The 21203-nt window shown below is 61.7% G+C and carries 18 protein-coding genes; 14 read left to right on the top strand and 4 right to left on the bottom strand.

What is annotated here, in order from left to right; translation table 11 throughout:
* Nucleotides 1-58: 58 nt before the first annotated feature.
* Nucleotides 59-304, top strand: coding sequence for a TIGR04438 family Trp-rich protein (locus AC1DVV_RS09810; RefSeq protein ID WP_457280327.1), 246 nt, complete (start codon nucleotides 59-61; stop codon nucleotides 302-304).
* Between the two features lie 127 nt (nucleotides 305-431).
* Here AC1DVV_RS09810 and ilvD read toward each other — a convergent pair whose 3' ends face one another.
* The gene (gene ilvD / locus AC1DVV_RS09805; RefSeq protein WP_457280328.1) at nucleotides 432-2132 is read right to left on the bottom strand and encodes a dihydroxy-acid dehydratase; all 1701 of its coding nucleotides are present in this window, start codon (nucleotides 2130-2132) and stop codon (nucleotides 432-434) included.
* Between the two features lie 133 nt (nucleotides 2133-2265).
* On the opposite strand from ilvD, the gene AC1DVV_RS09800 reads away from it, so the two are divergent.
* Entirely contained in the window at nucleotides 2266-3237 is a 972-nt protein-coding gene (locus AC1DVV_RS09800) for a LysR family transcriptional regulator (protein ID WP_457280329.1), read from the top strand.
* On the opposite strand, the gene AC1DVV_RS09795 is transcribed toward AC1DVV_RS09800, so the two are convergent.
* Nucleotides 3224-3817 (bottom strand): DUF4124 domain-containing protein, encoded by a 594-nt coding sequence (locus tag AC1DVV_RS09795; protein ID WP_457280330.1) that lies wholly within the window; start codon nucleotides 3815-3817, stop codon nucleotides 3224-3226. The genes AC1DVV_RS09800 and AC1DVV_RS09795 overlap by 14 nt on opposite strands.
* Before the next feature lie 91 nt (nucleotides 3818-3908).
* Here AC1DVV_RS09795 and lgt point away from each other — a divergent pair, with 91 nt between their 5' ends.
* The 7 genes from lgt (at nucleotide 3909) to AC1DVV_RS09760 (ending at nucleotide 12776) form a co-directional block, all read left to right on the top strand.
* Nucleotides 3909-4745, top strand: a complete 837-nt coding sequence (lgt, locus tag AC1DVV_RS09790) for a prolipoprotein diacylglyceryl transferase (RefSeq protein WP_457280331.1) — start codon at nucleotides 3909-3911, stop codon at nucleotides 4743-4745.
* 303 nt (nucleotides 4746-5048) lie between these two features.
* On the top strand, nucleotides 5049-5717 hold the full coding sequence (locus tag AC1DVV_RS09785; RefSeq protein WP_457280332.1) for a GntR family transcriptional regulator: 669 nt from the start codon (nucleotides 5049-5051) through the stop codon (nucleotides 5715-5717).
* Complete coding sequence (locus AC1DVV_RS09780) at nucleotides 5714-7192, top strand: malonyl-CoA decarboxylase domain-containing protein (RefSeq protein ID WP_457280333.1); 1479 nt, start codon at nucleotides 5714-5716, stop codon at nucleotides 7190-7192. The genes AC1DVV_RS09785 and AC1DVV_RS09780 overlap by 4 nt, the downstream gene beginning before the upstream one ends.
* A 61-nt stretch (nucleotides 7193-7253) precedes the next feature.
* Nucleotides 7254-9380 (top strand): alpha/beta hydrolase domain-containing protein, encoded by a 2127-nt coding sequence (locus AC1DVV_RS09775; protein ID WP_457280334.1) that lies wholly within the window; start codon nucleotides 7254-7256, stop codon nucleotides 9378-9380.
* A 55-nt stretch (nucleotides 9381-9435) separates the two neighbouring features.
* Nucleotides 9436-10419 carry a Bug family tripartite tricarboxylate transporter substrate binding protein gene (locus AC1DVV_RS09770; RefSeq protein WP_457280335.1) on the top strand — a complete coding sequence of 328 codons (984 nt, stop codon included), beginning with the start codon at nucleotides 9436-9438 and terminating at the stop codon, nucleotides 10417-10419.
* Between the two features lie 7 nt (nucleotides 10420-10426).
* On the top strand, nucleotides 10427-11257 hold the full coding sequence (locus AC1DVV_RS09765) for an enoyl-CoA hydratase/isomerase family protein (RefSeq protein ID WP_457280336.1): 831 nt from the start codon (nucleotides 10427-10429) through the stop codon (nucleotides 11255-11257).
* Nucleotides 11244-12776: a malonate--CoA ligase gene (locus AC1DVV_RS09760; RefSeq protein WP_477665746.1), complete on the top strand. Its 1533-nt coding sequence runs from the start codon at nucleotides 11244-11246 to the stop codon at nucleotides 12774-12776. The genes AC1DVV_RS09765 and AC1DVV_RS09760 overlap by 14 nt, the downstream gene beginning before the upstream one ends.
* Nucleotides 12777-12785: 9 nt before the next feature.
* Here the strand turns inward: AC1DVV_RS09760 and AC1DVV_RS09755 are convergent, their stop codons facing one another.
* Nucleotides 12786-14921, bottom strand: a complete 2136-nt coding sequence (locus tag AC1DVV_RS09755; RefSeq protein WP_477707186.1) for an acyl-CoA dehydrogenase — start codon at nucleotides 14919-14921, stop codon at nucleotides 12786-12788.
* Between the two features lie 512 nt (nucleotides 14922-15433).
* Here AC1DVV_RS09755 and AC1DVV_RS09750 point away from each other — a divergent pair.
* The 4 genes from AC1DVV_RS09750 to AC1DVV_RS09735 all read left to right on the top strand — a co-directional run bounded on the left by AC1DVV_RS09750 (nucleotide 15434) and on the right by AC1DVV_RS09735 (nucleotide 19671).
* Complete coding sequence (locus AC1DVV_RS09750; protein WP_457280339.1) at nucleotides 15434-16597, top strand: extracellular solute-binding protein; 1164 nt, start codon at nucleotides 15434-15436, stop codon at nucleotides 16595-16597.
* Nucleotides 16598-16697: 100 nt separating this feature from the next.
* On the top strand, nucleotides 16698-17801 hold the full coding sequence (locus tag AC1DVV_RS09745) for an ABC transporter ATP-binding protein (RefSeq protein ID WP_457280340.1): 1104 nt from the start codon (nucleotides 16698-16700) through the stop codon (nucleotides 17799-17801).
* Between the two features lie 36 nt (nucleotides 17802-17837).
* Nucleotides 17838-18779 (top strand): ABC transporter permease, encoded by a 942-nt coding sequence (locus tag AC1DVV_RS09740; protein WP_457280341.1) that lies wholly within the window; start codon nucleotides 17838-17840, stop codon nucleotides 18777-18779.
* A gap of 61 nt (nucleotides 18780-18840) precedes the next feature.
* A complete protein-coding gene (locus tag AC1DVV_RS09735; RefSeq protein ID WP_457280967.1) occupies nucleotides 18841-19671 on the top strand; it encodes an ABC transporter permease in 831 nt (276 codons plus the stop codon).
* On the opposite strand, the gene AC1DVV_RS09730 is transcribed toward AC1DVV_RS09735, so the two are convergent.
* Nucleotides 19616-20563 carry a DMT family transporter gene (locus tag AC1DVV_RS09730; RefSeq protein WP_457280342.1) on the bottom strand — a complete coding sequence of 316 codons (948 nt, stop codon included), beginning with the start codon at nucleotides 20561-20563 and terminating at the stop codon, nucleotides 19616-19618. The two genes, AC1DVV_RS09735 and AC1DVV_RS09730, sit on opposite strands and share 56 nt — an antisense overlap.
* Before the next feature lie 172 nt (nucleotides 20564-20735).
* Between AC1DVV_RS09730 and AC1DVV_RS09725 the strand changes: the two genes are divergently transcribed.
* Nucleotides 20736-21170, top strand: a complete 435-nt coding sequence (locus AC1DVV_RS09725; RefSeq protein ID WP_457280343.1) for a gamma-glutamylcyclotransferase family protein — start codon at nucleotides 20736-20738, stop codon at nucleotides 21168-21170.
* Nucleotides 21171-21203 lie beyond the last annotated feature (33 nt).

Below are 21203 nucleotides of genomic sequence, written 5' to 3'. Positions count from 1 at the left end.
TGACCCGGGTTTCAAGGGTTGACCCGGCCAAACCACCACACATTCAGAGGAGTTACAGATGTTTTTTCTATTGGTTGGAATTGCTGCATTGGCACTGAAGTATCTCGAAATCGGTCCCGTTGCTACATTGAGCTGGTGGATTGTGCTTTCTCCATTCGCGCTTGCAGCCCTCTGGTGGTGGTGGGCGGATGCATCGGGCTATACCAAGCGTAAGGAAGTGGACAAGATGGACAAACGCAGGCAAGACCGCATCGACAAGCAGCGTGAAGCCATGGGCATGCTTTCGGCGAAGAAAAAGAAATAGCTGATACAGCGCAACTAGCTAAGACGCCAGTCAAGTTACCCGGTTTTCGCAACTGGCAGCTGGCCCCAAAGCAAAGAGCCCGTGAAGTCTGTAACTTCACGGGCTCTTTGCGTTTCAGCGGATCAAATCAATAGTCGTCCAGCACCGCACCCTTGCTGGCACTTGATGCATTGAAAGCGAACTTGGCCTGGACGCCCCGGGTATAGCGTGGCGCAGGGGCTTTCCAGCCGACCTTGCGTTTAGCCAATTCGGCGTCACTGATATTCAGTTGCAACAGGAGTTGCTTCGAATCAATGGTGATCGAATCGCCTTCATTAATGAAGGCGATATTGCCGCCAGCCGCAGCTTCAGGCGCCACGTGGCCGACCACCATGCCCCAGGTGCCGCCCGAGAAGCGGCCGTCTGTGATCAGGCCCACGCTTTCGCCGAGGCCGGCACCGATCAGCGCGCCGGTGGGGGCCAGCATTTCAGGCATGCCGGGGCCTCCTTTGGGCCCGAGGTAACGCAGCACCATGACATCGCCGGCCTTGATCTTGCCGGCCAGGATGGCTGCCAGCGCGGACTGTTCGTCATCAAACACCCGGGCCGGGCCGGTCATGACGGGGTTCTTCAGGCCGGTGATTTTGGCTACGCAGCCTTCGGGCGAGAGATTGCCCTTCAGGATGGCCAGGTGGCCCTGCGCATACATCGGATTGTTGATGGGGCGGATCACGTCCTGGTCGGCGCGCGGCACCTCGGGTACATCCTTGAGCGTCTCTGCGATGGTCTGGCCGGAGATCGTCAGGCAGTCGCCATGCAGCAGGCCGGCGGCCAGCAGCGTTTTCATCACTTGTGGAATGCCGCCGGCGCGATGCAGGTCCACGGCAAGGTATTTGCCCGACGGCTTCAGGTCGCACAGCACTGGCGTACGCTGGCGTACGCGTTCGAAGTCATCAATGGTCCATTCGACGCCGGCTGTGTGGGCGATGGCCAGGAAATGCAGCACGGCATTGGTGGAGCCACCGGTGGCCATGATCACGGCTACGGCATTTTCAATCGCCTTTTTTGTGACGATGTCGCGCGGCTTGATGTCCTTCTTGATGGCTTCGACGAGCACTTTGGCCGACTCTTTGGCCGAATTCATTTTTTCGTCATGCGGGTTGGCCATGGTGCTGGAGTAGGGCAGTGAGATGCCCAGGGCCTCGAAAGCGCTGGACATGGTGTTGGCCGTGTACATGCCGCCGCAGCTGCCGGTGCCCGGAATGGCGCGGCGCTCGATTTGCAGCAGGTCTTCGTCGCTCATGCGCCCGGCGGCGTTTTCGCCCACGGCTTCAAAGACGCTGACGATGTTGAGGTCTTTGCCCTTGTAGGTGCCCGGCAGGATGGTGCCGCCATAGACGTAGATCGCCGGCACGTTGGCGCGCAGCATGCCCATCAGGCCGCCCGGCATGTTCTTGTCGCAGCCACCAACCACCAGCACGCCGTCCATCCACTGGCCCTGCACGCAGGTCTCGATGCAGTCGGAGATCACTTCGCGGCTCACGAGGGAGTACTTCATGCCCTCGGTGCCCATGGCCATGCCGTCGGAAATCGTGGGTGTGCCGAATACCTGCGCGTTGCCGCCAGCTTCCTCGATACCGGCAATTGCCGCGTCGGCCAGTTTTTGCAGGCCGCTGTTGCAGGGCGTGATCGTGCTGTGCCCATTGGCCACGCCGATCATGGGTTTTTTGAAATCGTCGGCCTCGTAGCCCATGGCGTAGTACATGGAGCGGTTCGGCGCGCGCGATTTACCCTCGGTGATGTTCCTGCTGCGTGGGTTGGCAACGATGTTGACGGTTTTGGTTTCCATGGGTGTCTCGTGGTGTTGGCTACTGTGGCTTGCCCGCGTTTGACCTTGGGCATTCATCGGGAGAAACAGAGTATGCGTGCTTTGATTGATTCTTTCCAATCCATTATTAATCATCTATTAATATGTATGGCATATGAAAGATATTCTCGGCACCACGGGCATGGCTTCCCGTAAACCGCCCTTGATCGAGCTTCGCCTGTGGCGTCAGTTTCTGGCAGTGGCCGAGGAACTTCATTTCGGCCGCGCTGCCAAAAGCCTCAACATGACCCAGCCGCCGCTCACGCAGGCCATTGCGCAGCTGGAGGCGCATTTGGGCCTCAGATTGTTCGACCGCACCAAGCGTAGCGTGCAGCTCACGACGGCAGGTGCTGCCTTGGTGCCCGAAGCGCGTGACCTGCTGACACGTGCCTTGGCTCTTCCGGCATATGCGCGCGCCAGCGCGGACGGCGAGGCCGGGCGCTTGCGGCTGGCTTTTGTGTCTACGGTCGGTTTTGAGTTGTTGCCGCGTTGGGTGCAGGCCTTTCGCGAGCAATACCCCAAGGTGCAGCTGGAATTGATAGAGGCGACCGGCGACGTGCAGCTGCAGGCTTTTGAGCGCGGAGAGATCGACGCGGGCTTCATGTTGCATTCCCCTGGTTTCGCGCCGCCAGGCCTGGCCTGCCGGCACATCAGCCAGGACCCGTTGGTGGTGGCGCTACCCGGGCAGCACTCGCTGGCAAGCAAGGCGACGCTAGCGCTCCCTGATCTGCTGGGCGAGCCTTTAGTGATCTTTCCGCGGCGAATCGTTCCGTCACTTTACGACGCGATTTTTGCGATGTATCACGCCGCAGGGCAATTGCCGCAGGTTGCCCAGGAAGCCATCCAGATGCAGACCATCGTGAACCTGGTATCCGCCGGGCTCGGCGTGGCCTGGGTTCCCGAGAGCGTGCGGCAGTTTCAGCGCCCTGGCGTGGTGTATCGCAGCCTGCCTGGTGGCAGGCCTTCCATGCGTAGTGGTGCACGGGGTGCTTCGGCCGTGGTGCCTGGCTGTGAGACCAGTCTGGTCTGGCCGCGGGCCAGCGCCAACCCGGCGCTTGCCCGCTTTATCACCTTTATCGGCGCATAGACCGCTCGAAGGCTTCTTCCCGTTCGCGTTGCCGGCGCGCCGCCACCGCACTTTGCTGCTGCTGCTTTTCCGCTGGGGTGAGTTCGCGCTGCTCCATTCTTCGTTGGGCTATTTCGCCGGCACTGCTGCAGCGGGCGCCGTGGGTGGCTTCGCAATTGGCAATGATCTGTTTGTCGGAGGCTTGCGCCTGGGTTTGGGCACCGCCTTTGCGCAGGCCGCCCAGTGCCGAGGGCATGGCCTGGCGCGATCCGCCGCTGGATCGGTCAGCAGCAGCCGCCCGCGCATTCGCTGCAGCGTTTTCCGCCGCCCAATCCTTGGGGGCTGCGGCGGCTCCTCCATTGCCATAAAGCACGCCGGGCACGCCTGTTACAGGTGTGCCGTCAGTGGATGCTGGTGCCGCGGCAGGGGCGGGTGCGCGGACAATGAGCTTTTCATTGCCACCGCCGCCGGTCGCACAGGGCGTTTGTGAAAACACCTTTTTGCCGGCTGAATCAAGGCATTGGTAGACCTGTGCCGCAGCGGGTTGGATGCACAACAAACCCAAGCCTGAAACAACGGTAAAACAGAATAAATGACGCATGGTGTGATCCTGTACGGCGTTGCTCCCAGTTTAAGCGAGCGGGCTCACTGTAAGCCCTTTCCTACGAGCCTCGCATGCAAAAATACGGCCCATGCTTATTCATCCGCAAATCAATCCGGTTGCCCTGCAGTTGGGTCCCCTGGCCATCCATTGGTATGGCCTGACATATCTGGCGGCTTTTGGCCTCTTCTTCTTCCTGGCTACGCGGCGCCTTCGCCACGAGCCCTATGCGTCCATCACCGGCCCCGGCGCCTGGTCGCGCAGGGACATTGAGGACATCCTGTTCCTGGGTGTCATGGGTGTGGTGGTCGGTGGGCGGCTCGGCTACTGCCTTTTTTACAAGCCCGGTTACTACCTGTCGCACCCGCTTGAAATCTTTTTTGTGTGGCAGGGCGGCATGAGCTTTCACGGCGGGATGCTGGGTGTGCTGGCCTCGCAATGGTGGTTTGCCCGTTCGCGCCAGCGGCCTTGGCTGCAGGTCATGGACTTCGTCGCGCCTTGCGTACCGACCGGGTTGGCGGCGGGGCGCGTTGGCAACTTCATTAACGGTGAGCTCTGGGGACGCTTCAGCGACCCTGCTTTGCCCTGGGGCATGGTATTTCCGGGCAGCGGCGCCATGCAGCCGCGTCACCCCTCACAAATCTATCAATTCCTGATGGAGGGCTTGTTGCTGTTCGTGCTGCTCTGGTTGTACGCGCGCAAGCCGCGTAAGGTGGGGCAGGTCTCCGGGGCCTTCCTGGTCGGCTACGGCGTGTTTCGTTTCATCGCCGAGTTTTTCCGTGAGCCAGACGACTTCCTCGGCATCCTCGCCCTGGGCATGAGCATGGGCCAATGGCTTTGCGTGCCCATGATCGCAGCGGGTGCCTGGCTCTGGGTGTGGGCTTCCCGGCAGGGTCAACCCCAAAAATCCATCGCAGGCAGCTATTGACTTGTGGCGATAGCTCCGGGCGTCAGGACTGTCTGGTGCCCTGAGCCTCTCGCTTCGGGGCGCTAGGGTTTCTCCCTGTCGTTTTCAGGCACAACTCACTTGTCTGACTGCTTTTTAACTCTCATAATTATGTGTAATTACTTGAAATTACCGCTGGAATTCTGAAAACTCCAGACGCTGCCGGGGCAGTTGTATGGAAGCAGGTGGATTTTTCGGGACGTGCCGGGCCACCGCAGTTGCCGGGTTCGGTGGATGTGTCGTGTATTTGGGTTCATTGCGTCAGCCGGTCAAAAGGGGTCTGTCATGCGTCTGGTCCAGAGTTCATTGCATCAGGAGGTCGCCAATACCCTGCGCGAGCAGATTTTTGCCGGCCAGCTGGCGCCCGGGAGTTTTCTGGACGAGGTGGCGCTATGCGAACGGCTGGAAATCTCCCGCACGCCACTGCGCGAGGCGCTCAAGGTACTGACCTCGGAAGGGCTTCTGCGCCACGAACCCCGGCGTGGTTGCTTTGTCAATGAGGTGACCGAGCAAGACCTGGACGACATTTTCCCGGTCATCGCCTTGCTGGAGGGGCGCTGCGCCTATGAGGCGGCACGCAATGCCACCGACGCCGATCTGGCTGCGCTCACTACTTTGCATGAGCGGCTTAACAGTCACGCCAAAGCCGGCCGGATCAATGACTATTACGCGACCAATTTCGCCATTCACGAGGCCATCATCCTGTTGGCCAACAACCGCTGGCTCGCGCAGGCGATTGCGGACCTGCGAAAAATATTGAAGCTTGCCCGGCTCCAGCAGTTGCACGCGCCGGGCCGGCTGGCGCAAAGTCTTTCAGAGCACATGACGGTGTTTGCGGCCCTCAAAAGCCGTGACAGCGAAGGTGCCGATGCTGCCATGCGCACGCACCTGACGCGCCAGCGCGAAGCGCTGCGTGACCTTTCCCGCAGCCAGCGCTCCAGGGTGGCCTCATGAGCGCCGCAGACTGGCTCAGCCGCAATGTTTCGCGGCTCACGGCAGGCGAGAAAGGCCTTACAGAAAAAACGGCCGCAGGGCAAACAGACCGTGCGCAAGCAGCTACAAAAAAGATAGCAGCTAGCGTCGAATTGCCCGCACGAAGCACGCATGAACGGCTTCTGGCAACTTTGAGCCATAAGGACGAAGCGCTGTCGCCGCGTGTACTTCGCCGCACCTTGCAGGAGTTGCAGGCCATCATTGATCCCCGCGTCAGTGAGGTGGAAGGCGGCCGGCGCGCCATGGCCATCGCGGCCTGGTACCAGGGCGCCACCCCGGCTCGCCGGCGCGACCTGTGGATGCTGATGAGTGAGCAGTTCGTCGCCAATCCGCAGAAGGTCAAGGCCGCGCAGGCGCAGTTTGCGGCTGCCGTGGGTACACCCGAAGAGGCCGTGGCCGAGGTGCGTTACCGCCGTGCCACTGTCTCGCCGCGCCGGCGTCTGCTGCAGCGCTTCAGCGTCTATCCGGGCGGCATCCAGTTCCTGGTCGAGATGCGTGCCGACATGCAGCCCAGCCTCAAGGCCGACAAGCGTCTGCTGGCGCTGGATGTCGAAATGGAATACATGTTCTCGACATGGTTCGATGTCGGTTTCCTTGACCTGCGCCGCATCACCTGGGATTCACCGGCGTCACTGATTGAAAAGCTGATCAAGTACGAAGCGGTCCATGACATCAAGGGATGGGCCGACGTCAAAAACCGGCTTGACAGTGACCGTCGCTGCTATGGCTTCTTCCACCCGCGTCTTCCAGAAGTGCCGCTGATTTTTGTCGAGGTCGCGATGGTCGAGACGATTGCGGGCGACATCATGCCTTTGCTTGATGAGCTGGCAGCGCCCTCGGACCTGAGCCGTGCGACCACTGCGATTTTCTACTCCATCAGCAATACGCAGGCCGGCCTGCGCGGCGTGAGCTTTGGCGATTCACTGATCAAGCGCGTGGTGGAGACCCTGAAAGAGGAGTTTCCCAAGCTCAAGACCTTTGCCACCCTTTCACCGATTCCGGGGTTTCGCAGCTGGCTGGGCAAGAACGCGGCGGCCATGCTGGAAACGCTGGGAGACAAGGAGCTTGCCGCCCTGGGCCGGGCGGTGGGGTTTGAGCCGCCCACTGCGGGGCACCTGCTGACCGCCGCAGAGAATCCGCTGGCTCTCAACGAAAAGTCGCCGGTGCGAAAGATGCTGCTGCACTGCGCCGCCCATTACCTGGGCCGGGCCCTGGAAGAGGGCAAGCCGCTGGATCCGGTGGCACGCTTTCATCTGGGCAACGGGGCGCGCGTAGAGCGCATCAACTGGGCAGGCGACCCGACGCCCAAAGGGCTCAGGCAATCGTACGGCCTGATGGTGAATTACCTCTATGACCTCAAGCGCCTGGACAAGCACCGCGCCTTGCTGGCCCAAGGAAAGGTGGCTGTGTCCGGCGCTATTGAATCGCTTTTGTAGTTTTTGCAGTTGCAGACGAGCAGTAGACAGATGTAGACAGATAAAAACGAAGGAGACAGACATGAGACCCGTTCACCTGATGGGAAGGTTGGCGCTTGCGTCGCTGGCCGCCGTGTTTTTGCTGGGACATTCCGCCCAGGCCCGCGTCACGCGGATCGTGATTGACGAAACCGTTCCCCTGGCGGCAGACCTGTCAGGTGGTGTTGCCTTTGAACAGGTTGCCGGCCGCGCGTTCGGCGAGCTGGACCCCAAGGCGCCTGGCAATGCCATCATCCAGGACATTGAACTGGGCAAAGAGGCCGATGGCAAGGTGCGTTACGTGGCCACCTTTGTGTTGACCAAGCCGGTTGATTCGTCCAGGGCCAGCGGCCTGATGTGGCATGAGGTGCCCAACCGTGGTTTGCGCCGGCCCAATGTGGTGCAGGAGCGTGCGCTGGGTGACATCGACCTCACCAGCGCCTGGCAGGGCGACAACGCCGGCGCCACCATGGTGCGGGCCACTGCTGCGGTCGAGCTTCCCCACTGGCTCAAGGTGCCGGTGGCAAGGAATGCCGATGGCTCACCCGTCACCGGTGAGGTGTTTGGCCGCATCGTCAATCGCACCGGCCCGGGTTCGCAGCCGCTGATCGTGCAAACAAATCCTGTTCCGTACAAGCCAGTGAGCCTGGACACGCGCCAGTCGCGCCTGGTGTCGCGCACGGCTGAATCCACCCGTGGCGATGTGACCGGCGAGACAGTGATTCCTTCCACCGACTGGGCCTGGGCCAAATGCGATGCGGCCAATCCTTTTCCCGGCATACCTGATGCCACGCAGATTTGCCTGAAGAACGGCTTCGATGCCAGCAAGCTTTACCAGGTGGTGTTCAAGGCCGCCGACCCCTACCTGCTGGGCGTGGGCTTTGCCGCCTGGCGCGATATGGGGGTGTTCTTCAAGACGGCCAGGGCCGATGACGCCGGCACACCGAACCCGGTGGCTGGGGTGGTGACCCACAGCATTGGCCGGGGCGTCTCGCAGTCCGGTAACTTTCTGCGCGGCTGGCTGCACCTGGGCTTTAACCGGGACGAAGCCGGGCGCCAGGTGCATGACGGCCTCTGGCCCATCATTGCGGGCCGGCGCATCGCGCTGAACTTCCGCTGGGCCCAGCCCGATGGCGTGCTGGAGCTGTACCAGGCCGGCAGTGAAGGGCCGCAGTGGTGGGCACGCGCGGCCGACCCGGTGCGCGGTGGGCCGCCTGCCGGTATTCTTGATCGTTGCGAAGCCAGCAAGACCTGCCCGAAAATCGTTGAGCACTTTGGCTCGGCCGAGGTTTGGGCCCTGAAACTTACGCCGGAATGGGTGGGTACCGATGCCAGGGCCGACCTGCCTCTGCCTGCCAACGTGCGGCGCTATTACATTGCCAGCTCCAGCCACGGCGGCGGGGCAGGGGGCTTTGACACCAGCCTGCCGGGCGTGGGCCTTCCAACGGCAGGCGCCAGTTGTCCGGGCAACAATTTCGGCATGGGTGTGTTACCCGCCAACCCGGTGCCGCATACCGAAACCGTGAACGCGCTGCGCGCGCACTTTCGCAACTGGGTGATGCGTGGCGCCGAGCCACCGCCCAGCCGCTGGCCTACCCTGGCGCCGCGTGCCGGCGAGCCGCGCGGCTCGCTGGCGCTGGCCACCAAGGAAGGCATCGGCTTTCCCACGCTGCCGCAGTTGCGCCCCACCGTGCCCGAGCCGGACTTCATCATGCCGGTGCTTGACTATGACTGGGGCCCCGCGTTCAACCCTGCCGATGGCTCGGGCGTGGCATCCAATGCGCCGCCGCCCATCCGCCGGGTGCTGCCCATGCTGGCGCCGCGTGTGGACGCCGACGGCAATGAGCTGGGCGGCGTGCCGGTAGTGCTGCTCGAAGCGCCGCTGGGCACCTACCTGGGCTGGAACATCACGACGGGCGGCGCCCGGCCGTTCCATCAGGGACAAATCTGCAATTACGTGGGCGGCATGGTGCCCTTTGCCCGCACGGCGCAGGAGCGCAGTGCCAACGGCGACCCGCGCCTGTCGCTGCAGGAGCGCTACGGTTCGCACGAGGGCTATGTGGTCGCCGTGCGCAAGGCCGCCGACAAAGCCCAGGCCCAGGGTTTCCTGCTGGCCGAAGACGCGGTGCGCTTAATCAAGGCTGCCGAAGCCAGCGCGGTGCTGCGTTGAAGGCGATTTTTAACGAATATCATCCCGTAGTAAAACTTATCAAAGGAGACAAACCATGATTTCATTTAACCGGCGCGACGTCCTGCGCATCGCTGCGGCCAGCGCTGCAACCGCATCACCCCTGCTGCATGCGCAGTCAGCCTGGCCCACCAAGCCGGTGACGATGATCGTGCCGTTTCCAGCCGGCGGCGGTACCGATGCGTTCGCACGGCCGCTGTCGGCGCAGTTCGCCAAACTCACAGGCAAGCAGCTCATCATCGACAACCGCGGCGGAGCCGGCGGCACCTTGGGCGCGAGCATCGCCGCCAAGGCGCAGCCCGACGGCTATACGCTGTTCATGGGTGCCGTGCATCACACGATTGCGCCGTCGATGTATCCCAAGCTGGACTACGACATCGAGAAAGATTTTGTGCCGCTGGCCCTGATGGCCAATGTGCCGCAGGTGCTGGTGGTCAATCCCCGCAACATGCCGTTCGCAGACTTCAAGGCTTACATCGCGGCCGTGCGCAAGGCACCCGGCAGATACAACTACGGCTCCGCCGGTGCGGGTACTTCGCACCATCTGGCCGGGGAGCTCTTCAAGCAGCAAACCAAGACCTTCATCACGCACATCCCTTATCGCGGCGCGGGCCCTGCGCTGCAGGACTTGATTGGCGGCAACGTCGACATGATGTTTGACGGCCTGGGCTCTTCCGCCAACCACATCAAGGGCGGCCGCATCAAGGCGCTGATGGTGTCGGGCACGAAACGCAACCCGGCCTTCCCGGACGTGCCCTGCGCCGGCGAACTCGGCCTGCCCGACTACACCGTGACCACCTGGTACGGCATCTGGTCGCCCAAGGGCACACCAGCCGACGTGCAGGCACGCATCGTGGAAGACCTGCGCAAGGCCGCCACCAGCGACGAGCTCAAAGCCATCTGGGCCAACAACGGCGCGGACTTCGGCAACCTCACGCCCCAGCAGTTCGGCACGTTTGTGAGCAACGAGGTCAAACGCTGGTCGGCGGTGGTGAAAGCCTCCGGCGCCAAACTCGACTGACCCCTTGATGACCGGTGTCGTTTTACTGGAAGTGAAAGGCCCCGTTGCCTTTGTGACGCTGTCCCATCCCGGCAAGCTCAACGCCATGTCTCGCGCCATGTGGCGCGAGTTGCGCGCGGCGTTTGAGCGCATCCAGCAAAGCGCAGCGTTGTGTTGCGTGCTGGTGCGGGGAGAGGGCGGGCAGTTTTGCGCGGGCGGCGACATCTCCGAATACGCCGGCTTTCGCTTTGAAGAAGCGGGCCTGCGCGCGTTTCATGAAGACGATGTATGGGGCGGCTTGCAGGCCATGCTGGACTGCGACGTCCCCATCGTCGCGCAGATCGAAGGCAACTGCATGGGCGCCGGCGTTGAGATCGCCAGCTGCTGCGATATCCGCATTGCCGGCGATACGGCAAAGTTCGGTGCGCCCATCGCGAAGCTCGGCTTCCCGATGGCGCCGCGCGAGGCTGCGCTGGTGATGCGTGCCGCCGGAGAGCTGACCGCTCGGGAGATGTTGCTTTCGGCTGCCGTTCTGGGGGCCGCCGAGATGAAGCAGCGCGGCTTTCTCAACCAGGTTGCGCCAGGCCAGGACGTCGAGGCCCTGGTCATGGCGTGCGTGGATCGCACCTGTGCCCTTGCGCCTGGCGCCGCGCGCCTGAATAAACAGGCATTCAGGGCTCTGGCGCCCACTGGATCAGCGCAACCAGCTACTGATTTGATAGCAACAGCCTACCGTTATGCCCCTTCTGCCGAGCACCGCGAAGGTATTGCCGCTTTCACTGAAAAACGCCTGCCCCGGTTTGATCGCCGGGCGGCCGACATTCCAACCATAGCCAGCCTGACCCATGAAAAACCATAACCTGTTTGCAGCGCTTCGAGCCGCATTTCCTTCTTCGCTCAATGAAGTCGCCGTCGAAACTGACAACGGCCTCTGCTATTCGTGGCGCGACCTCGAACGCGGCACTGCGATGATGGCCAACCTGCTGGCCTCGCTGGGGTTACCTGAAGGGGCCAGGGTGGCGGTGCAGGTCGAGAAGTCGGTGGAAGCCATGATGCTTTACCTGGCGACGCTGCGCGCCGGCTATGTGTTTTTGCCGCTCAACACTGCCTACCAAAGCGCCGAGATCGAATACTTCATCGACAACGCGGAGCCGTCCGTGATGGTCTGCAGCAGCAAGAATTTTGGCTGGGTCAGCAAGATCGCCTTCAAGGCCGGCACGCAGAACGTGTTCACACTGGACGATGACCGCACAGGCTCGCTGCTGGACCGTGCGGCGCATTGCAGCGACCAGCATGAAGTGGTGACACGGCGGGCGGACGACCTGGCCGCCATCCTCTACACCAGTGGTACCACCGGCCGCAGCAAGGGCGCCATGCTTTCGCACGGAAACATGTTGAGCAATGCGCTGGTGCTCAAAGATGCCTGGGGCTGGAAAAAAGGCGATGTGCTGATCCATGCCCTGCCGATTTTTCATGTGCACGGACTCTTTGTTGCCATTCACGGTGCGCTCATCAACGGCAGCAAGATGATCTGGCTGGCCAAATTCGACCCCAAGCTGGTGGTGAAAAGGCTGCCCCAAGCCACGGTGTTCATGGGCGTTCCCACGCTGTATGTGCGCCTGCTGGCCGAGCCGGGGCTGACCCGCGAAGCCTGCCGCAACATGCGGCTCTTTGTGGCGGGGTCGGCGCCTTTGCTGATCGAGACCTTCAACGAGTGGAAAGAGCGCACCGGCCACACCATTCTGGAACGCTACGGCATGTCGGAAACCGTGATGCTCACGTCCAACCCTTACAAGGGTGCCGAGCGGCGCGGCGGTACGGTGGGCTTTGCGTTACCCGGTGTCAGCCTGCGAGTGCAGGACGAAGGCGGCGAGTCATTGCCGGCCGGTGAGATCGGCGGCATCCAGGTCAAGGGCCCGAATATTTTCAAGGGCTATTGGCGCATGCCGGAGAAGACAAAAGAAGAGTTCACCGCAGACGGCTACTTCAAGACCGGCGACGTGGGCAAGATCGACGAGCGCGGCTACATCGTCATCGTGGGCCGCAGCAAAGACCTCATCATCAGCGGCGGTTACAACGTCTATCCCGCCGAAATTGAAGGCTACATCAACGACATGCCCGGCGTGGCCGAAAGCGCGCTGGTCGGTGTGCCGCACCCGGATTTCGGCGAGGTCGGCGTGGCCGTCGTGATCGCCAAGCCGGGCGTCGTGCTCGAGGGAAGCAGGATTGTGGGCGAACTGAAATCGAAGCTGGCCAACTTCAAGATTCCCAAGCACTGCTTTGTGGTCAACGAGTTGCCGCGCAACACCATGGGCAAGGTACAGAAGAATTTGCTGCGTGAGCAGTACAAGGGATTGTTTACCCGGGCCGCGGCTTAAGAACAGGTTCTAAGGCGCAAAGTCGTCGACCTGGATCACCTTGTCGGCGGCGCGCAAATAAGCCAACGCCAGGTTCGGGCGGCTTGAGGCTTGCGCGGCGTGCTCCATGGACTGATTGCTGCGCACGGCCTTGTTCAGCGCCACGGTTTCTTCGCCGAGCTGCGTTGCCAGATCGAGCGCATCCATCAGGTCGCGCAGCCCACCGCTTGTTGGCATAGCCAAATCGGGGCACAGACGCCTCACGACAGCGGACTTGGTTCGCAGAAGTTTGGCAAGTTCCAGCAGCTGAACGTCCCGAAGCGGTGCCAGGCGCGTGCTGCGGTTCAGCACCAGTGCACCCACTACACGCCTTAGCGGCGAAGGAAAGTTGGCGTAGAGGGCCTCCAGCGTGTTGCCGGCTTCATCGAGCTGCACGCGAATGGCCGCCTGTGCGACCGGCAGCATGGTCGTATCCTTGTCGAAGGCATAGCGCCAAAGGCAGGCGCTGGCCATGTAGAGATGGGCCAGCACATCGCCCAGCCTTGCCGACAGCAACTCCATGCGCTTGAGCTTGCCGCCCAGCAAGCCCATGGCCAGGTCGCAGGTCAATGCGTACTGGCTGCTCAGGCGGGCGATCAGCCGGGCTTCTTTTTCGAGGCCCAGGGGTGGCGTGCCTTGCATGGGCGCACCGGCGATGCTGTGCCAGAAGTTACGCAGCACGTGTCCGCCATGGCCGATCAGCGCTTCCCCCAGCGCCTGCGCATCGTTGCCCTGCACGGCTTGCATTTCCTTCATCACGTAGGGGTGGCAGCGCACCGCGCCTTGTCCAAAAATGATCAGGGAACGGGTGAGGATGTTGGCGCCCTCGACGGTGATGGCGATGGGCGCACCGCGGTAGGCCACCGACAGCAGGTTGGACGGGCCCTGGATGATGCCTTTCCCGCCCAGAATGTCCATGCCGTGGCTGACGGCGCGCCGCCCAGCTTCGGTCAGGTGCACTTTCAGGATGGCGCTGGCCACGCTGGGCTGCTCTCCTTTGTCGAGCACGGCAGCGGTGTAGCGGCGTGCGGCGTCCGTCGCATAGAGCTCGCAGGCCATCTCCGCAATCACGCCGGCAATGGCGTCGAAGCGGCCGATGGGAAGCCCGAACTGCTCCCGCACCTGGCCGTAACCGTTGGCGACGAAAAGAGCCGTTTGCTGCATGGCCGAGCCCAGCGCAGGCAATGAGATGGCGCGTCCTGCGGCCAGGCATTCCATCAGCATGCGCCAGCCCTGGCCGACCTGCTGCTCGCCGCCGATGATCCAGTCCATGGGGATGAAGACTTCACGGCCTTCGATGGGGCCATTCATGAAGGCGGCGTCCATCGGCCGGTGCCGCCTGCCGATCTGCATGCCCGGTTGCGGCACGGGAATCAGCGCGCAGGTGATGCCCAGGTTGCGCTGGCCTTCGGGCAGGGTTTCGTCCACCGCGTTGAAGGCCAGGCCGACCACGGTGGCGATGGGCGCCAGCGTGATGTAGCGCTTGGAGAAATCCACACTGAAGCCGCGCACCATGACGCCGTCGATCTCGCGCTCGGTGACAACGCCGCGGTCAGGGATGGACGCGGCATCGGAGCCCGCATAAGGCGAGGTCAGTCCGAAGCAGGGCAGGTCGCGGCCATCGGCCAGGCGTGGCAGGTAGTGCTCTTTTTGTGCCGCTGTGCCATAGCGCAGCAGCAGTTCGGCGGGGCCCAGCGAATTGGGCACCATGACGGTCACGGCGGCAGAAATATTGAGTGTGGCGATACGCGTCACTACCGTGGCATGGGCGTAGTGGCTGAACCCGAGGCCACCCCATTCCTCGGGAATGATCATTCCGAAGAAGCGCCTGCCGCGCATGAAAGCCCAGACCTCGGCTGGCAGGTCGCCGGCCTGGTCGATGGCGAAATCGTCCAGCAGTGCGCACAATGCCGTGACCTCGTTGTCCAGGAAGGCCTGCTCTTTGGCGCTCAGTACATTGGGTCCAGCGGCCAGCAGGGCATCAAAATGGGGTGTTCCCGAGAACAGCCGGCCTTCGAACCCGACCGTGCCCGCCTCCAGCGCTGCCCGCTCGGTGTCGCCCATGGCGGGCAGCGCGCGGGCAAAGGGCTTCATGGCGGCTTGGCCTAACCATTGGGTAAGTCCCATGGGTTTCTCCTGAGCTGAAAGTAAGGGAATTGCCCTTAGCGTATGCAGCGCGAGCCATTTGGGCAGCCGTCCTTGGGCGTATCTGGCTGTAGGCGAATTGGCCCAGATGCCGGGCTGCCGTGGAGGCAGGCCCCGGGGAGAAAAAGTTCCCGCGGCTTTAGGGCCTGTCATCATATAAATCGCCCCTGTGTGGCACCCGGAAAAGGTCGCAATCTAGGCGCGAAATGAAGCCGGGGTAGGCCCCCGGTGAGGCTTCGCAACGACGAGTGCGGCCTTTTCCGGGTGCCACCCGTAGGGCTGGGGCTGCAAGGGGCGCCTCGCGTTGTTGCAGCCCTTGACCGGGGGATACCCCGGTCGGCGGCCTGCGCCTAGCGCTGCGCCCCTTGCAGCCCCAGCGCGGGGGCGATTTATATGATGACAGGCTCTAGCCCTCTTATACAATTGCTCCGGTCTGATTTTTGCTTGAGTTTCCTGGTTTTTACTTCCAAGTTTTAAGAGGAGTTACGGACATTATGAAAAAGCATCTTGGCTATCTGGCGATTTCAACCATCCTGGCAGCTATGCTGGCCGGTTGCGGTAAAAAAGAGGAGGCGCCTGTCGCGGCCACTCCGGCTCCCGCAGCCAGCGCACCCGCCGCTGCCCCCGCCGAAGAAAAGGTGCTCAATGTCTACAACTGGCCTGACTATGTCGCCAAGGACATGATCGCCAACTTCGAAAAAGAAACCGGCATCAAGGTCAACTACCAGACCTTCGAGAACAACGAAGCCCTGCATGCCAAGCTGGTGGCAGGCAACACCGGCTACGACATCGTGGTGCCCGGCGCTGTATTCGCCAAGCCGCAAATCGACGGCGGCCTGCTCTCCAAGCTCGACAAGTCCAAGGTCGCCAACTACGGCAACCTCGACCCCGCCATCATGGAAAAGCTGGGCACCATCGACCCGGGTAACGCCTACCTCGTCCCCTGGGCCTGGAGCTTCACCACGGTCGGCATCAACAAGGCCAAGGTGACCAAGGCGCTGGGCTCCACCCCCATGCCTGAAAACGCATGGGACCTGGTGTTCAACCCGGTCTACACCGCCAAGCTCAAATCCTGCGGTATTGCCTACCTCGACTCGCCAACCGAAGTGCTGCCGCCCGCCATGCATTACCTGGGAAAAAACGCCTATTCGAACGACCCGGCCGACCACAAGGCTGCGGCCGAAATGCTGGCCAAGGTGCGTCCGCACATCCGCATGTTCTCCAGCACCATGATTGACGACCTGGCCGGCGGCAAGGCCTGCGTGGCACTGGCCTGGGCCGGCGACATCAACATCGCCCGTGCCCGAGCCCTTGAAAACAAGAGCGGCAATGACGTCGAGGCCCTGTTGCCCAGCACCGGCGGCCTGATCTTCTTTGACACGCTGGCCATTCCGAAGGATGCCAAGCACCCGAACAACGCGCTGGCCTTCATCAACTACTCGCTGCGTCCCGAGGTATCTGCATCTCTGACCAACGAGCTGGGTTACGCCACCGCCAACAAGGCCAGCCTGGCCAACGTCAAGCCAGAGATCGCCAAGGACAAGGCGGTATTTCCCGATGCGGACAATCTGAAGAAAATGGTGTCTCCGGCCAGCTTCAGCAACGAAGCGCGTGAATCCATGAGCAATGTGTTCACGGCCTTCAAAAAAGGCAAGTGACGTTTTACTGATCTCTGGCAAGCGCTGATTTCAGTGTGAATCCGGCTGTGCATGCAATGCTTTGTGTGCGCAGCTTTTTTCTTGGTGAGAACCCCTGTTCATGAATCTACCCCTCCCGGCCGGTGACGGATTTTTGCGGACTGAGCAGCTGGTCAAGCGCTTTGATGGCGTGGCGGCGGTGGACGATGTGTCCCTGTCGATTCACAAGGGCGAAATCTTCGCGCTGCTCGGGAGCTCGGGTTGCGGCAAGTCGACCTTGCTGCGCATGCTGGCGGGTTTTGAAAAACCGACCGAAGGCTCGGTGATCCTGGACGGTGTGGACATCGCCTCTTTTCCGCCTTACGAACGGCCCATCAACATGATGTTCCAGTCGTACGCGCTCTTTCCCCATCTGACGGTGTGGGACAACATTGCCTTCGGACTCAAGCGCGAAGGCATGCCCAAGGGTGAGATCGAGGCGCGTGTGCAGGAGATGCTCAAGCTGGTCCAGCTGGAGACCTTTGCCAAACGCAAGCCGCACCAGCTCTCAGGCGGCCAGCAGCAACGTGTGGCCCTGGCGCGCAGCCTGGCCAAGCGGCCCCAGTTGCTGCTGCTCGATGAGCCGCTGGGCGCGCTCGACAAGAAGCTGCGCGAACGCACCCAGTTCGAACTGGTCAACATTCTTGAATCCGTGGGCGTCACCTGCGTGATGGTGACCCACGACCAGGAAGAGGCCATGGCCATGGCTTCCCGCATTGCCGTCATGAGCCACGGCCGCGTCCTGCAGGTCGGCACGCCAAAGGAAATTTACGAGCACCCCAATTGCCGGTTTGTGGCCGACTTCATCGGCAACGTCAACATGTTTGAAGGCGAGCTCACGCTGGACGAGGCGGACCGCTGTGAAGTCACGACGGAGCAGGGCGTGGTGAACGTGGGCCACGGCATCAGCGGCACGCTGGGGATGTCGGTGGCCATCGCGGTGCGGCCGGAGAAGATTCACATTGCCAAGACCCGTCCTGAGGTGAACGTCAACCTGTTCACCGGCAAGGTGCGGGAGATCGCTTACTTCGGCAGCTACAACACCTTCATTGTGGAAATGCCGGGCGGTCGCAGGGTGAAAATCACCGAGACCAACACCACGCGCCACGAGAGCTCCCTGATCACCTGGGAAGACGCGGTGTTCTTCTGGTGGGACGATTCGGCGCCCGTGGTGCTGACTCAATAAGCTGCTGCTGCGACGCCAAGCTATCTCACTACCGCGATGAAAATTCATTCCTGGCTTCAACTCAACCTGGGGCGGCGCTTCGTGATCGGCGTGCCTTATGTCTGGTTGCTGCTGTTCTTTGTGTTGCCTTTCCTGATCCTGTTGCGGATCAGTGTCACGGACATGGGCAATGGCGTGGATCCCTTCGCGCCGCTGATCGAGACGGTGCAGGGGTCCTGGCACGTCATGCTGCGCTACAACAACTATGCGTCCATCTTCATCGACAAGGCGGCCGATACGGCAGGCGGTTTTGGCAACACCATCTACATGGAGGCTTACAAGACCTCGCTGAAGTACGCCTTGCTCACCACGCTGTCTTGCCTGGTGATCGGCTATCCGTTTGCCTACTTCATCGCGCGCTCGCGGCCGGCGATTCGCCCGGCCTTGCTGATGATGGTCATGTTGCCGTTCTGGACGTCTTTCCTGCTGCGGGTCTATGCGTGGAAGGGCATCCTGGCCGATCAGGGCGTGCTCAATAACCTGCTGCTATCGCTGGGCATCATCCAGGAGCCGATGGTGATGCTCTACACCGACGTTTCCATGCTGGTCGGTATGACCTATGTGTACTGCCCCTTCATGATCCTGCCGCTTTACGCCAACCTGGTGAAGATGGATTTTCGTCTGCTGGAGGCTGCCCATGATCTGGGCGCCAGCGCCTGGAAGGCTTTCTGGCTGATCACTGTTCCACTCAGCAAGTCCGGGATCATCGCCGGTTCGATGCTGGTTTTCATCCCCAGCGTCGGCGAGTTCGTGATTCCGTCGCTGCTTGGGGGCGCTGAAAATATCATGATCGGCCGCGTGGTGTGGGACGAGATGTTCAGCAGCAACAACTGGCCGCGCGCATCCGCGCTGGCTGTCGTGATGATCCTCCTGATCCTGGTGCCGCTGGCGTTTTACTACCGCTCCAGCAGCGACCGCGATGCGCAAGGACGGCATTGACATGAAAAACGTGTTGAGACCAATCCTCCGGTTTTTTGAGAACAACGTCGGCCGGATCTGGATGGGCCTGGTATACCTGTTCCTGTACATTCCGCTCATCTTTCTCATCGTCTTTTCTTTCAACAGTACCCGGCAAGACGGTGTTTTCACCGGCTTTTCAACGCGCTGGTATGAGGCGCTGCTGTCGGACTCCCGGTTGGTGGAAGGATTTTTTCTGTCGCTCAAGGTGGCGCTGATCACCGGCACGCTGTCGGTGGTGCTCGGCAGCTTCGCTGCCTTTGTACTGGTTCGCTATTTGCGCTTTACCGGGCGTACGCTGTTCTACGGGTTGGTCAATGCGCCCCTGGTCATGCCCGAGGTCATCATCGGTCTGGCCCTGCTGCTGCTGATGGTGGCGGTGCAGCGCGCCATCGGCTGGCCGGACCGGGGTTTCATCACCATCGTGACGGGGCACACCTTGCTCGGCATGGCCTACGCCACGGTGGTCATCCAGTCGCGGCTCAGCGAAATGGACCGCACCCTGGAAGAAGCCGCCATGGACCTGGGTTGCCGGCCTGTGCAGGTGTTCTTTCTGGTGACTTTGCCCAGCATTGCGCCGGCGTTGGTATCGGCCTGGCTGCTCACCTTCACACTGTCGTTTGACGACGTCGTGATCTCCGAATTCTTGTCGGGGCCCGGCGTGACGACCTTGCCGCAGGTGATCTTCAGCTACGCCCGCCGCGGTGTGAACCCGTCGATTTACGCAGCGGCCACGATTTTGATCACGGTGGTGTCGTTGGGCATCATTGCCTACAGCATCTCCGTGATGCGCCGGCAAAAACGGCTGGACCGCGAAATCAGTGCGGCGGCTCGACCGGAACAGGCTTTCCCGGACCCCGCCCGGGCAAAGTAGCCAGCACGACGCCGGTCAGCGCGATGGCAAAAGCACCGATCTGGGTGCCATTGAGATTTTCTCCCAGAACAATGACGCCGACCGCTGCGGCGCTGACCGGCAGTAATACGGTGAAAACGCCGGCCTGGTTCGCCGGAATCTTCCTGAGCCCGGTCATCCAGAGCCAGACCGTCCATACGCTGGCCGCGAGCGAATAAAACAGCAGCAACAGCCAGGCGGAGGGCGCCACCTTGCCAAAGTCAAATCCCCAGGCCATCCAGAGGCCGAAAGGGGTGACGAGGGCAAAGCCCCAGAGGTTGATCAGTGCGGTGATGCGTTTGGGGCTGAGTACGCCGGTCAGCTTCTTGCCGATCACGGCGTAGGCCGCCTCGCATAAAACCGCGCCCACCAGCAGCAAATTGCCCAGCCAGGCATTTCTGTGTGCCAAATCGGCCTCCGGGCCAATGCTGACGGGCGCAACCAGCTCATTTTTTGATAGCGAAACAAGGCCAATGCCGACCACTGCGCAGGCTATAGCGCCCCATACGCGCGCACCGATGCGTTCCCGCAGGAAGAGCCAGCTCATCAGCGCAACGGCTGCCGGAATGGACGCCATGATCACACCGGCCGCAACCGCGCTGGTCATGCTCACGCCAAACAGCATGCAGATGGAAAACAGGAAATTGCCCAGAAAGGATTCGAGGAACAGCAGTCGGCCGGTTTGCCGGCTCATGGGGACTTCGCCTGCCGGTTTTTTCAGCCAGTGCAGCATGGCGCTGCCACCGATGCCAAAACGCAGCCAGGCCAGCAAAAAGACGGGGAAGGCGATGACGAGGGGTTTGGAAAGCGCTACGTAGCTGCCAACGAGCGACATGCTGAGCGCCAGGCAGGCGTAAGCCACGATTCGGTTCATTAAACTGGAGACTCCTGTGGTGCGGGCCAGTGCGGGGCCTGCGTTTGTACCGGCCGGGAACGGCCTGGCAGAGGTTGAAATCATGCCTTAATTTCAGTGGGGCATTGCCGGTTACACGCAGCCTGGACAGCCCACAATCCGATGACGACTCTCTGGCGACGACACTCAAACAATGCCTCAATCTCCTGTCCGTTATGTTTTTGTTTACGGCACCCTGCGCAAGGGTGAGCAGCGCGACATCAACCATTTGCAGCCGCCACCCCGCTGGATAGGGCGCGCCAGCGTGGCAGGCGTGATGCACCATCTGGGTAGCTATCCGGGCCTGACGCTGACCGGACCGGGAACCGTGCAGGGAGAGGTGTATGCGGTGGCGCCCGAGCTGGAGCGTGTGCTGGATGAAATCGAGGAGGTCTGGCCGCAGCAGACCGGTGAATACACCAAGCGCGAAGTGGCGGTGCAACTTGAGCCGGTATCCGGGTCTGGTCAACCGGAGCGCGCGCGGGAACTGGTGTGTTTCCTCTATGAGATCGCCCCCGAACGGATTCACGGCAAACCGGTGATTACGCTGGGCGACTGGGTGTTGCATCGAACCGGCGGCGCCAGCTGAGTCGTTCGCAAAGGGCTTCAGGACCCTGAGAGG

This window comes from Polaromonas sp. P3_B4, assembly GCF_056402835.1.
The sequence above is the reverse complement of the archived record's forward strand: the minus strand, read 5'-3'. Positions and strand labels throughout refer to the sequence as shown.

Coding starts and splice junctions, on each gene's coding strand:
- AC1DVV_RS09810 (WP_457280327.1), top strand. CDS start 59: ATGTTTTTTCTATTGGTTGGAATTGCTGCATTGGCACTGAAGTATCTC.
- ilvD (WP_457280328.1), bottom strand. CDS start 2,132: ATGGAAACCAAAACCGTCAACATCGTTGCCAACCCACGCAGCAGGAAC.
- AC1DVV_RS09800 (WP_457280329.1), top strand. CDS start 2,266: ATGAAAGATATTCTCGGCACCACGGGCATGGCTTCCCGTAAACCGCCC.
- AC1DVV_RS09795 (WP_457280330.1), bottom strand. CDS start 3,817: ATGCGTCATTTATTCTGTTTTACCGTTGTTTCAGGCTTGGGTTTGTTG.
- lgt (WP_457280331.1), top strand. CDS start 3,909: ATGCTTATTCATCCGCAAATCAATCCGGTTGCCCTGCAGTTGGGTCCC.
- AC1DVV_RS09785 (WP_457280332.1), top strand. CDS start 5,049: ATGCGTCTGGTCCAGAGTTCATTGCATCAGGAGGTCGCCAATACCCTG.
- AC1DVV_RS09780 (WP_457280333.1), top strand. CDS start 5,714: ATGAGCGCCGCAGACTGGCTCAGCCGCAATGTTTCGCGGCTCACGGCA.
- AC1DVV_RS09775 (WP_457280334.1), top strand. CDS start 7,254: ATGAGACCCGTTCACCTGATGGGAAGGTTGGCGCTTGCGTCGCTGGCC.
- AC1DVV_RS09770 (WP_457280335.1), top strand. CDS start 9,436: ATGATTTCATTTAACCGGCGCGACGTCCTGCGCATCGCTGCGGCCAGC.
- AC1DVV_RS09765 (WP_457280336.1), top strand. CDS start 10,427: ATGACCGGTGTCGTTTTACTGGAAGTGAAAGGCCCCGTTGCCTTTGTG.
- AC1DVV_RS09760 (WP_477665746.1), top strand. CDS start 11,244: ATGAAAAACCATAACCTGTTTGCAGCGCTTCGAGCCGCATTTCCTTCT.
- AC1DVV_RS09755 (WP_477707186.1), bottom strand. CDS start 14,921: ATGGGACTTACCCAATGGTTAGGCCAAGCCGCCATGAAGCCCTTTGCC.
- AC1DVV_RS09750 (WP_457280339.1), top strand. CDS start 15,434: ATGAAAAAGCATCTTGGCTATCTGGCGATTTCAACCATCCTGGCAGCT.
- AC1DVV_RS09745 (WP_457280340.1), top strand. CDS start 16,698: ATGAATCTACCCCTCCCGGCCGGTGACGGATTTTTGCGGACTGAGCAG.
- AC1DVV_RS09740 (WP_457280341.1), top strand. CDS start 17,838: ATGAAAATTCATTCCTGGCTTCAACTCAACCTGGGGCGGCGCTTCGTG.
- AC1DVV_RS09735 (WP_457280967.1), top strand. CDS start 18,841: ATGGGCCTGGTATACCTGTTCCTGTACATTCCGCTCATCTTTCTCATC.
- AC1DVV_RS09730 (WP_457280342.1), bottom strand. CDS start 20,563: ATGAACCGAATCGTGGCTTACGCCTGCCTGGCGCTCAGCATGTCGCTC.
- AC1DVV_RS09725 (WP_457280343.1), top strand. CDS start 20,736: ATGCCTCAATCTCCTGTCCGTTATGTTTTTGTTTACGGCACCCTGCGC.